This window comes from Buttiauxella agrestis ATCC 33320 (assembly GCF_000735355.1).
GTDB classification, from domain to species: domain Bacteria; phylum Pseudomonadota; class Gammaproteobacteria; order Enterobacterales; family Enterobacteriaceae; genus Buttiauxella; species Buttiauxella agrestis.
Genome location: NZ_JMPI01000025.1, coordinates 77,653 through 89,459, shown reverse-complemented (window position 1 = coordinate 89,459; position 11,807 = coordinate 77,653). Strand labels below are relative to the sequence as shown.

Below are 11,807 nucleotides of genomic sequence, written 5' to 3'. Positions count from 1 at the left end.
GAGAAGGTTAGGATGAGGGTTGTTTTAAACAGTAATCGCTTCCATCGCCTGCAAAATGCGCTTATCAGAAATCGGGTACGGTGTGCCTAATTGCTGTGCGAAGAAACTCACGCGCAGCTCTTCAATCATCCAGCGGATTTCCTGTACGTCGTCGTCAACGCGGCGGGCTGGCGGCAGTTTATTCAGCCACTGCTGCCAGGTTTGCTGCACATGTTCCACTTTCAGCATTTGCACCCGGTCACGATGCGGATCGACCGCCATTTTCTCAAGGCGTTTCTCGATAGCATTCAGATAACGCAGCGTATCGCCTAAACGTTTGTAGCCATTTCCGGTGACAAAACCGCGATACACCAGGCCGCTCATTTGCGCTTTCACATCTGACAAGCCGAGCGCCATGGTCATGTCCACGCGCCCTTTCAGGCGTTTGTTGATGTTGAACACCGCCGTGAGGATTTGTTCGACCTGCTTCGCAATTTCCACCACGGTTTCGTTGAGTTCTGCGCGAACTTTCTCATGCAGCGCCGCAAAACCCTCTTCGCTCCAGACCGGGCCACCGGCCTGCGCAATCAGCTTATCCACGCCGCAAGAAATACAGTCATCAATCAAATCCATCACTTTGCCGTACGGGTTAAAGTACAGGCCGAGTTTGGCTTTGTTCGGCAGCTTTTCATGCAGGTATTTAATCGGCGATGGAATATTCAGCAGCAGTAAACGGCGCAAACCCCGCCACATCGCCTGTTGCTGTTCGAGCGGATTATCAAACAGCTTGATAGCCACGCTCTCTTTTTCATCCACCAGCGCCGGGAATGCCTTCATGCGGTAATTGCCGCGTTTTTGCTCGTAGCTTTCCGGCAGTGAACCAAAGCTCCAGATGTGTAGGCCGCTTTGTTCGATACCGTCGTCTGCCACCGCCGAGAGGGTTTGCTGAACTTTGTCTTTTAGCCCCCCTTTCAACTCGGTGAGGTCTTTACCCTCTTTGAGCTTTTTATTGTGCTCATCAACGATACGAAACGTCATTTTCAGGTGATCGGGCACCTGATCCCAATGCCAGTCTTCACGGTCAATGGTAATGCCCGACATACGGCGGAATTCGCGCTCTAAACTTTCCAGCAGCGGCAATTCCAGCGGTGTGGCGCGGCCTAAAAACGCTTCGGCGTAGTTTGGCGCAGGCACAAAATTGCGGCGCACTGGCTTAGGCAATGACTTGATCAGCGCAATGACCAGTTCACGGCGCACACCCGGGATCTGCCATTCAAAACCGGCCTCTTCAACCTGGTTTAACAGCGGCAGCGGAATATGCACGGTGACACCATCGGCATCCGCGCCCGGTTCAAACTGGTAAGTCAGACGCAGCTTGAGATTGCCCTGATGCCAAAAGTTCGGATAGTCGAGCTTGCTGACCTGTTCCGCGCCCTCTTTGATCAACATACTCTTTTCGAAATTGAGCAGGTCCGGCGTCTCTTTACTGGTCTTTTTCCACCAGTTATCAAAGTGGCGAGCAGAAATGACATCGTGCGCAATGCGCTGGTCGTAAAACTCAAACAGCGAGTCGTCGTCCACCAGGATGTCGCGGCGGCGGGACTTGTGCTCAAGTTCTTCAATTTCATTGCGCAACTTGAGGTTGTCGCGGAAGAACGCATGGCGGGTCTGCCAGTCGCCTTCAACTAACGCATGGCGAATAAACAGCTCACGGCAAAGTGCCGGGTCAATCTGGCTGTAGTTCACGCTGCGGGCGGCAACAATTGGCAAACCGTACAACGTGACTTTTTCTGTTGCCATGACCGCACCCTGCGATTTCTCCCAGTGCGGTTCGCTGTATGAACGTTTGAGTAAGTGCTGTGCCAGCGGCTCTACCCATTCCGGGTCGATGCGGGCGGCAATGCGTCCCCACAGGCGGCTGGTTTCTACCAGTTCGGCGACCATCGTCCATTTTGGCGGTTTCTTGAATAAACCGGAGCCAGGGAAGATGGAGAAACGGGCGTTACGCGCCCCGGTGTATTCCTGTTTATCGGCATCTTTCTGGCCGATATGGGAAAGCAAGCCGGTCAGTAATGCACAATGAACGGAGCGGAAATCCGCTGGTTCGCTGTTGATCGGCAAACCAAGTTCTTTCACCACCTGGCGCAATTGGGTGTAGATGTCCTGCCACTCGCGCACGCGCAGGTAGTTGAGATAATCGAGTTTGCACAGGCGGCGGAACTGGTTCGACGACAGCTCTTTTTGCTGCTCGCCGAGGTAGTTCCACAGGTTCACATAGGCCAGGAAATCAGATTCTTTGTCGTGGAAACGACGATGTTTTTCGTCAGACGCCTGCTGTTTGTCCATCGGGCGCTCGCGCGGGTCCTGAATCGACAAACCGGCGGTGATGATCATCACTTCACGCACGCAGCCAAATTTCTGCGCTTCCAGCACCATACGCGCAAGGCGTGGATCGACCGGCAATTGTGCAAGCTGACGGCCAGAAGACGTTAACTTGTAGACGCTGAGATCGGCCTCGCTGGTAATCGCGCCAAGTTCTTCAAGCAAGCGCACACCGTCCTGAATATTGCGTTTGTCCGGCGCTTCAACGAACGGGAATGCGGCAATATCGCCAAGGCCCAGCGAAGTCATCTGCAAGATAACGGACGCCAGGTTGGTGCGCAGAATTTCCGGGTCGGTAAATTCCGGGCGCGACAGGAAATCGTCTTCGGAATACAGACGAATACAGATCCCGTCGGAGACACGCCCGCAGCGGCCTTTACGCTGGTTTGCCGACGCCTGCGAAACCGGTTCAATCGGCAAGCGTTGCACTTTGGTACGGTAGCTATAACGGCTGATACGCGCCGTGCCGGGGTCAATGACGTATTTAATGCCCGGCACGGTGAGCGAGGTTTCAGCCACGTTTGTCGCCAGCACGATGCGACGCCCGACGTGAGACTGGAACACCCGGTTTTGTTCGCTATTTGATAAGCGTGCATACAGCGGCAGCACTTCGGTGTGCGGCAGATTCAGCTTATTTAGCGCATCAGCGGTGTCGCGAATTTCACGCTCACCGCTCATGAAAATCAGAATGTCTCCGGCGCTTTCGTGGCCTAGCTCATCAACCGCATCAAAAATCGCCTGTAGCTGGTCACGGTCGGTATCGTCAGCATCTTCAACAATCGGGCGATAACGCACTTCTACCGGATAAGTACGGCCAGAAACTTCGATAATCGGCGCATTGTTGAAATGGCGCGAGAAGCGTTCCGGGTCGATGGTCGCTGAGGTAATAATGATTTTCAGATCCGGGCGACGCGGCAATAATTCACGCAAATAGCCCAGCAGGAAATCAATGTTCAGACTGCGTTCGTGCGCTTCATCAATGATGATGGTGTCGTACTGCATCAGCAGTCGGTCTTGCTGAATTTCAGCCAGCAGGATGCCGTCGGTCATCAGTTTGACCATGGTGTTTTCACTGACGTGATCGGTGAAACGCACCTTGTACCCGACGCACCCGCCCGGTTCGGTTTGCAACTCTTCGGCAATACGGTTGGCGACGGTTCGCGCCGCCAGACGGCGCGGCTGCGTGTGACCAATCAGCCCTGTTAACCCGCGCCCCAGTTCCATGCAAATTTTTGGCAACTGCGTGGTTTTACCTGAGCCGGTTTCGCCCGCCACGATAACGACCTGGTTATCACGAATGGCGTCGTAAATATCCTGTTTCTTCTGGCTAACAGGCAGGTTTTCCGGGTAAGTGATTTTTGGGCGCGAGGCTGCGCGCAGCAGAACCTTACCGGCTGCCGCTTCGATTTCCTGGGCCAGTGCATCTAACACCGCCTGTTGCGATTCAGGATTTTTCACCTTCTTCGCGCCATGGATTCGACGGGAGAAGCGTTGTCTGTCGCGTAGCATTAAGCCGTCGAGGCGAGAGAATAATGAGGACAGTGAGGGTTTTATGTTTTCCATTGCGTAGTCATCTGGGCAGCGCACTGCCTGGTAAGTCTGTATCGTGAATTGGCGCTAGATTAGCACATCACGCCTTTTGACGCCTTGTTCAATAAAATCGAACATAGAGTTCGATATATTGCGCTATCACTGCAATCGGATTGTGAATAAAGTACTTCACAGAAACGGGCAATTTGTCCGAATGAACACAACAAAGGAATCACCCATGAGCAAAGTATTAGTTCTGAAGTCCAGCATCCTGGCAGGTTACTCTCAGTCAAATCAGCTGTCTGACTATTTCGTTGAACAATGGCGTGAAGAGCATAGCGCAGATGAAATCACCGTGCGTGATTTAGCTGCAAACCCAATCCCGGTATTGGATGGCGAGTTGGTTGGTGCACTGCGTCCAAGCGATGCCCCACTGTCTCCACGTCAGCAAGAAGCGCTGGCGCTGTCTGACGAACTGATTGCTGAGCTGAAAGCTCACGATGTGATTGTGATCAACGCACCAATGTACAACTTCAACATTCCAACACAGTTGAAGAACTATTTCGACCTGGTTGCACGTGCTGGTGTGACTTTCCGTTACACCGAAAAAGGCCCAGAAGGCCTGGTTACCGGTAAACGTGCTGTGGTTCTGACCAGCCGTGGCGGTATTCATAAAGATACCCCAACCGATTTGCTGGTTCCGTATCTGAACATTTTCCTGGGCTTTATCGGTATTACCGATGTGAACTATGTCTTCGCAGAAGGCATTGCTTACGGCCCTGAAGTTGCGACTAAAGCACAATCTGACGCGAAAGCGGCGATTGATAGCATCGTTACTGCTTAATCGTTCGATATTAATTTTTGAAAACGGCAAACGTCATGTTTGCCGTTTTTATTTTTATAACAACATAAAGATCAACAAGAACGCCGAGACTAAAAAAGAAAGCCCAAACCACTCTGTATAAAGCAATGCAAAAGCGAACAAGCAATTCATCACCCACCAAAGGAAAATGCGCTTGCGCAGTCCACTCCAGTCATATTGTGGGTAACAGAGTCGTAGAATAAAAATAGTTAATGTTGTCAGAATAATCAAAACGTTGTCATCCTTGAAACGCAGGCACAGTCAGTGAATGAACACTGTATAAGCTGATTATGAACGGAATAAATTTCAAGCAATATTAACTGTCTGGAAATTGTTTTGCAATTAGTGTTAATTAATTCTAATAAATAAAAATAAGCACGTTAAATCAATGATTTGAATTTAATTAAACAGGAATGAATAACTTTAATATATACAACTCGAACAATGTATTCACGAAACAAATTGTATCGAGATGAATATTAACGGGGAATAAATCAGAGGTGGAATATAAGAGAGGCGGTTTAAAACCGCCTCTCTTTGGTAACATAATTAGCCGATTAATGGCTGGGCTGTTTTCTCAACCAACGCCAGCAGAAGTTTAATATCTTCCAGCGTTACGGTTGGGTTCAGCAATGTCATTTTCAGACAGGTCACGCCGTTGTGCTCGGTCACACCCACGTTCGCACGGCCAGAATCCAGCAGAGCATCACCGATTTTCTGGTTCAGCAGCGCAATGGCTGCGTCATCGCTGCCAGCCAGTTGTTCAGGACGGAAACGGAACAGCACGCTCGCCAGTTGTGGTTTCATCACCAGTTCCAGAGACGGTTGTTCAGTCACGTACTGCGCAACTTGCTGCGCCAGCGTCACACCGTGGTCGATGATCGCGGCATATTGCTTCTGACCTAACGCTTCGAGGCCCATCCACAGTTTCAGCGCATCGAAACGACGAGTGGTCTGCAAAGATTTAGATACCAGATTCGGTACGCCAGCCGCTTCATCGAACTCAGAGTTCAGATAAGCCGCCTGGTAGCGCATCAATTCATAGTGACGTGCCTCTTTGAGCAAGAATGCACCGCAGCTGATGGTCTGGAAGTATTGCTTATGGAAGTCCAGGGTAATGGAATCCACTAATTCAATACCGTCCAGATAGTCACGGTACTTCTCGGACATCAGCAATGCCCCGCCCCACGCCGCATCAACGTGCACCCAAATCTGGTGCTGCGCCGCAAGGGCTGCGATTTCACGCAGTGGGTCGATAGCGCCCGCATCAGTGGTACCGGCAGTCGCGACAATTGCCAGGATTTGCTCGCCGTTGGCCTGAGCTTGTGCCACTTTCTCGCGCAGATCGTTAATATCCATACGCGCGAACTCGTCAGTTTTCACCAACGTCACGGACTGATAACCAAGGCCCATCAAAGCCATGTTTTTCTGCACGGAGAAGTGTGCATGTTCAGAACACAGGACTTTAATCTTACGCAGATCGCCAACCAGGCCATCTTGTTGGATGGAATGACCCTGACGCGCAAAGAACGCGTCACGCGCCAGCATCAGGCCCATCAGGTTGCTCTGAGTGCCGCCGCTGGTGAATACGCCTGCGTCGCCAGCCTGATAACCAACCTGAGCACGCAGCCATTCAATCAGCTTCATCTCGATGATGGTGGCTGACGGGCTTTGGTCCCAGGAGTCCATGCTCTGGTTAGTGGCGTTGATCAGCACTTCTGCCGCCTGGCTGATAACCAGACTTGGGCAATGCAAGTGCGCAACACACTGCGGGTGATGCACTGACAGACTGTCTTTTAAGAAAAACTCAATCGCACGTTCAATAGCGACCTGGTTGCCCAGGCCCTGAGGATTGAAATCCAGCTGAATGCGCTCGCGCAATTCAGTCACGGATTTACCCTGATACATCTCAGGTTGCTGTAGCCATTGCACAACAGCCGCGCTGGTCTGTGCAATCGCCTGCTGGTAGGCTTCAGTGCTTTCGGCTGAGCCTGCCAGAATTGGGTTTAGTTCGGACATCAGGTCACTCACTCCACTCAAACAGGTTTGATGCCAGACGCCAGCAGCGCTTGCTCAAACTTATCGAGGAAAATAGCCAGCTCATCGTTGGTGATAAGCAGGGATGGCAGCAGACGCAGTACGCAACCATTACGACCACCGCGCTCCAGAATCAGGCCAGCTTTGAAGCAGTTTTTCTGCAACAGTGCGGACAGTTCTGGATCAGACGGGTAGCAACCCATGTGATCTTGCGCTTCGTTTGGTTTAACAATCTCGATACCGATCATTAAGCCCAGACCACGAACCTGGCCGATAACCGGGTAACGTTTTTGCAGGTTAGCCAGTTGGCCTTTCAGCCATTCGCCCTGTGCGGCAACTTTGTCAGCAATCTTGTTTTCAGTCAGATGCTTCAGTGTTGTCAGGCCGGTTGCCATCGCCAGTTGGTTACCACGGAATGTACCGGTGTGGTGACCTGGTGACCATGCATCGAACTCTTTCTTAATGCCCAATACAGCCAGTGGCAAGCCACCGCCCACTGCTTTAGACATAACGATGATGTCTGGCTCAATACCGGCGTGCTCGTAAGCAAACAGTTTACCGGTACGGCAGAAGCCAGCCTGGACTTCATCAATAATCAACAGAATGCCGTGCTCTTTAGTCACTTTACGGATGCGCTGCAACCATTCGGCAGGTGCCGGGTTAACGCCTCCTTCACCCTGAACCGCTTCCAGAATGACAGCAGCAGGTTTGCGCACGCCACTCTCAACGTCGTTGATCAGGTTTTCGAAGTAGTAAGTTAATGCTTTAACGCCAGCGTCACCGCCAATACCCAGTGGGCAGCGGTACTGATGCGGGTAAGGCATGAACTGGACTTCTGGCATCATGCCGTCAACCGCTTCTTTCGGAGACAGGTTACCTGTTACAGAAAGTGCGCCATGCGTCATGCCATGGTAGCCGCCAGAGAAGCTGATAATGCCTGCACGGCCTGTGACTTTCTTAGCCAGTTTCAGCGCCGCTTCAACCGCATCCGCACCGGATGGGCCAGTGAATTGCAGGCAATACTCTTTACCCTGTCCAGGCAATAAAGAGAGAAGATATTCAGAGAACTGATCTTTCAACGGAGTTGTCAGATCCAAAGTATGTAACGGCAAGCCGCTGGTAATGACGTTTTGGATGCTTTGCAGCACATCAGGGTGATTATGACCAAGGGCAAGCGTACCTGCACCAGCCAGACAATCAAGATATTGATTATTCTCCACATCGGTGATCCAAACGCCGTTTGCCTGAGCGATAGCTAAAGGCAGTTTGCGCGGATAACTCCTGACATTCGATTCAAATTCAGCCTGTCGGGCCAAATAGGTTTCATTGTTACCATTTAATGAATTAGCACCTAAACTATCAATACGGACTTTATCCGTCATCATATCTCTCCCACAACTGCCGATTCGTTAATCAGCCGTTGAATAATTAAATGTAGAAAAACTGACCACTCTGTAAAAAACGCCGTCAATATAGGTTCTTTTCTCTCTCTACTCAATATTTTATTTTATTAATGTCTGTATGTTGTCTTAATGTTTTTATCTTGTACTTATTTTATGAAAATCAGTGCGTTATATAATCAACAGCCGTTAACTCTGCCAAATCATGTTCGAGCGGAGTTAAAATCTGGATATGGGGTTTTTGCAGCGGGATCTTTCTTGGAAGGGTAAACACTTATAAACATTAAGAGATATATTTTGAACAATATAAAGCTCTGTTATAGGCATATTATTATTTACGCATCCACTGCCCATTTATTCCACGGACATACTCACCCGCTTGCGCGCGTGCCACTAACTTCTGCCCTGCCAGCTCCGCAACCTGATTTGCCGAAATGTTATTGCTATCTGCCAGCTTCTGATAATTTTGTGAACGCGCTTCGTTGATACTTTTTACCAGGGCCAGCGTCTCTTTATCTTGTTTGATGGGCGCAATATAGCCGCTATAGGTTTCACCTACGCGCCCTTGCTGACGCGCCTCGGTGAGCGTCAACGCCATAACCTGCTGGCTCATCAACAAGCTCGTAAATAAAACAGCCTTGAGGATAGTTTTCATCAGGCTCACTCCTGGCCGAACAAGTCACTGCGGTTTTTAAGCAGGGTTTCAACGTCTTTATCTACCTTAATATGAATCTCATGCTCAATTTTTACGTTCATATTAATGGTGATAGGTTCCTTGGGTGCGGCGACTTCAATACGCGGCGTGCATCCCGTCAGGGTGGCAAACCCTAAAATCATGAGCGTGGCGATGACGATTTTCATTGTGTTTCCTCACAAGCTATATCCCGTGTCTGACAACGCACATCCGGCAATTCGGTATGTTGCTCAAGCCAGGTTTGCAAATTATCCCCAAAACGCAAACTGCGCCAAAGCGTAAAGAGGTTTTCCTGATGGTTATAGTTCAGCCGAACCGCATTCCTTTTCCCTTCAACCTGGCTTATGCCCTGCACATTCGCCTGCAAAGTTAGCACGCCCAGATTATCTAAATTGATATGGGTCCAGGAATGAGAAATTTCCATATATCGCAACCAGTTAACTGCAACACCTGCGGCAATATTGTTTTCGACAATGGCATCCGCCATGTCTTTATCCAACCTTAACGTCAACGGCCCAGGGTTGGTTAGCCAGCCATCTTTAATGATCCACTGCGGATGGTTGAGCCACAGAGGTAGCGCCCCGTTAACGCGCCCGGACATGGTAAATTGTTTAGGATTGACCGCCGTCACCAATTCACTCGAAGAGATGTTCTCTAAGCGTAGCAAGGCGGCGTCGTGCTGTGGCAGGCGGAGCTGCTGCACACGAAGTTTTCCGCCAAGAATATCGACATTCACGTTACTGAGCATCAGCGGCTGCGCTTCGCTCCACGGATACCAGCCTTCAAGATCGGCGGTTATATTGGTGGAGCTGAATTGGTTTTTAACTTCGGCAATGCGCAGCGTGACCGGGCCGTCCGTTCCCAATTGCCACGTGCTATGGCTAAAGCGAAACGGCAGCACAAAATCGACGCCATTAATCTGGTTATCGGGCATCCAGACGCTGCCGTTTTTCACCACGCCATGACCACCGGCTTCAAACCCCTGCCCGGCAGCCGCGGAAAATGCGATCTGCGAATACAGCGTTCCCTCTTTTAAGGTCATCTTCCAGTCGGCGGGGATAAGAGGCTGGAACACGGTCAGGTCCTGTTGCGGCCACCACGCATTGCCTCGCAGGCGCTCGCCGTCCCAGCGGCCATTCACGCGCACCGGGCCAATCGCCCCCGCGTGTAAGTCTCCTTTATACTGGAACGAAGTCGGGTCTTCGCCGTTCACGCTAAATGTTAATATTGAAGGAGGGAGCGTGCTGCCGCCGCTAAAAGTGGTTTCTCCGGCATTCAGCGTGAATGTTCCATCAAACGACGGGGCATTTACGGCGCGTTGCCAGTGCAATGGTTTTTCCAGTTTCAGGCGCGGTTGAGTGACTAACATCGAGCCATACTGAAGTTTATCGAACCCTGTGGAAAGCGAGCTGAGTTCGATGACGCTATCGCGCCATTCACCCTGACCACGCACATCCCACTTCGCCTGCATTGGATTGAACTCGCCATTACCCCAGTATTTCCAGCGCCACAATCCGACATCGGGTAAAAAGTTGTCCGCTCGCCCATCCAGGTGAAGAACGAAACTTCCCATTTCGTTTTCATGAGCGCGCACAATCGCCTGCAAACGCCCATCCACACCTTGCTGCGAAACACTGACACCCGCCAGCGGCCAGCGAATTTCATCCACATCTATAGAATCAATAACCCGGCCACGTGAACGTAAAAGTGCGCCAGGGCGGAACAGCAGTTTCGGGTCGGCAATGGCACCGCTAATTTCCCCTGGCAACATCGCGTAAAACACCATCCCATTTTGCTTTGCCTCACCGGTTAACTGTACCGGCAATGCGCTGTTTTCAAGGCTGAGTTTCCCTGGGCCAATATTGAGCACCGCGTTGCCTTTACCAGCGCTGCCCTGAGTGATGACGTTCATCCGACCGCTGATCACCGCGTTTTCCAGCCCCTTCTTCCAGTCATCCACCCGCAGGGCAACCCCACCACGCAACGGGAAACCGGCATGCGGCCAGAACCACTGTCCACCATTCACTTCAAAAATGTTTTCACTGATTGCCCACGGTAGACTGAGCAGCGCTTCGGCGGAGCCAGGTTTAGACACGATAAAGGTGCCCTCTTCTTCACTCCAGTCCAGCACCAGATCCACCAGTTCAGGCTCCTGCGGAATGCGCAACTTCGTGGATAAATGCCCCTGTTCCGGCACTCCATCAGTCATTAACGGCAGTGTGACGGTTCCGGCTAACTCCAGCGGTTCCATGCCCGCCAATGCCTGAATTTTTAGCTTTTTCAGTTCCAGTATTTGACCGTTCAACTGCGCATCAACATTTATTGATGGCCCATCGTAATGCAGAGATTGTTGTTGGGGAGTCAACGCCAGACGCAAAGCGCCGGAGAACTGTTGAAACGGGGTCACATTGACCCTATCTATAGTTAACAAGCTTTCAGGCAGCAATGATTGCCACTCTTGCAAAGAGCGAGGTGCCGCAGGTGCGGAGGCGTCAGACGGAATTTTACTCAGGCAATCAACATTCAGATTCAGCGTGTTCAGATGGATGCGCCAGCGTTTTGGGTGACTGAGCGTGGCGTCTTTGAGGGTGGCGAGTTCACAATCCCCGGCGAGGTAGCGCAGATCGGGCACCAGAATGGCACCCCGGGCAAAACGTGGGCTGGCCTCCATGGCGATTCGCGTCCCTTGCGGCAGCCAAATTCCGGCAAGCGTCGGTAGCCAATGGGCTATAGTCATCAAGAGCGTTAGTGGCAACAGAATGAGTATCAGCACCAGTGCAATAATGGCTTTATATTTACCCTTCATGGGTGGTTAATATCCTGATTCAGCGACAATTTAAGCCGACATATGAGATGATTCTTGCATGATTCGGACCGGGCGTGAAGGTCGTGTCTGATTTAAGCGTAGCTAACCTTCAGTCAG

At 51.1% G+C, this 11,807-nt stretch carries 7 protein-coding genes; 1 reads left to right on the top strand and 6 read right to left on the bottom strand.

Annotation, left to right across the window (positions count from 1 at the left end; genetic code table 11):
• Positions 1-24: 24 nt before the first annotated feature.
• On the bottom strand, positions 25-3,924 hold the full coding sequence (gene hrpA, locus GBAG_RS09140) for an ATP-dependent RNA helicase HrpA (RefSeq protein ID WP_034495244.1): 3,900 nt from the start codon (positions 3,922-3,924) through the stop codon (positions 25-27).
• A 205-nt stretch (positions 3,925-4,129) separates the two neighbouring features.
• Here hrpA and azoR point away from each other — a divergent pair, with 205 nt between their 5' ends.
• Positions 4,130-4,735, top strand: coding sequence for an FMN-dependent NADH-azoreductase (azoR, locus tag GBAG_RS09135; RefSeq protein WP_034495243.1), 606 nt, complete (start codon positions 4,130-4,132; stop codon positions 4,733-4,735).
• A 567-nt stretch (positions 4,736-5,302) separates the two neighbouring features.
• On the opposite strand, the gene GBAG_RS09130 is transcribed toward azoR, so the two are convergent.
• The 5 genes from GBAG_RS09130 to GBAG_RS09110 all read right to left on the bottom strand — a co-directional run bounded on the left by GBAG_RS09130 (position 5,303) and on the right by GBAG_RS09110 (position 11,690).
• Positions 5,303-6,772 carry a pyridoxal phosphate-dependent decarboxylase family protein gene (locus GBAG_RS09130; protein WP_034495242.1) on the bottom strand — a complete coding sequence of 490 codons (1,470 nt, stop codon included), beginning with the start codon at positions 6,770-6,772 and terminating at the stop codon, positions 5,303-5,305.
• Between the two features lie 17 nt (positions 6,773-6,789).
• A complete protein-coding gene (locus tag GBAG_RS09125; protein WP_034495241.1) occupies positions 6,790-8,175 on the bottom strand; it encodes a diaminobutyrate--2-oxoglutarate transaminase in 1,386 nt (461 codons plus the stop codon).
• 346 nt (positions 8,176-8,521) lie between these two features.
• The gene (locus GBAG_RS09120; RefSeq protein ID WP_034495252.1) at positions 8,522-8,848 is read right to left on the bottom strand and encodes a YdbL family probable chaperone protein; all 327 of its coding nucleotides are present in this window, start codon (positions 8,846-8,848) and stop codon (positions 8,522-8,524) included.
• A gap of 2 nt (positions 8,849-8,850) precedes the next feature.
• Positions 8,851-9,051, bottom strand: a complete 201-nt coding sequence (locus GBAG_RS09115) for a YnbE family lipoprotein (protein WP_034495239.1) — start codon at positions 9,049-9,051, stop codon at positions 8,851-8,853.
• Positions 9,048-11,690, bottom strand: a complete 2,643-nt coding sequence (locus GBAG_RS09110; protein ID WP_034495237.1) for a YdbH family protein — start codon at positions 11,688-11,690, stop codon at positions 9,048-9,050. The genes GBAG_RS09115 and GBAG_RS09110 overlap by 4 nt, the downstream gene beginning before the upstream one ends.
• Positions 11,691-11,807: the final 117 nt, after the last annotated feature.

What these genes read in the sequence shown, in the direction of transcription:
- azoR (WP_034495243.1), top strand. Translation starts at nt 4,130, where the DNA reads ATGAGCAAAGTATTAGTTCTGAAGTCCAGCATCCTGGCAGGTTACTCT.
- GBAG_RS09130 (WP_034495242.1), bottom strand. Translation starts at nt 6,772, where the DNA reads ATGTCCGAACTAAACCCAATTCTGGCAGGCTCAGCCGAAAGCACTGAA.
- hrpA (WP_034495244.1), bottom strand. Translation starts at nt 3,924, where the DNA reads ATGGAAAACATAAAACCCTCACTGTCCTCATTATTCTCTCGCCTCGAC.
- GBAG_RS09110 (WP_034495237.1), bottom strand. Translation starts at nt 11,690, where the DNA reads ATGAAGGGTAAATATAAAGCCATTATTGCACTGGTGCTGATACTCATT.
- GBAG_RS09115 (WP_034495239.1), bottom strand. Translation starts at nt 9,051, where the DNA reads ATGAAAATCGTCATCGCCACGCTCATGATTTTAGGGTTTGCCACCCTG.
- GBAG_RS09125 (WP_034495241.1), bottom strand. Translation starts at nt 8,175, where the DNA reads ATGATGACGGATAAAGTCCGTATTGATAGTTTAGGTGCTAATTCATTA.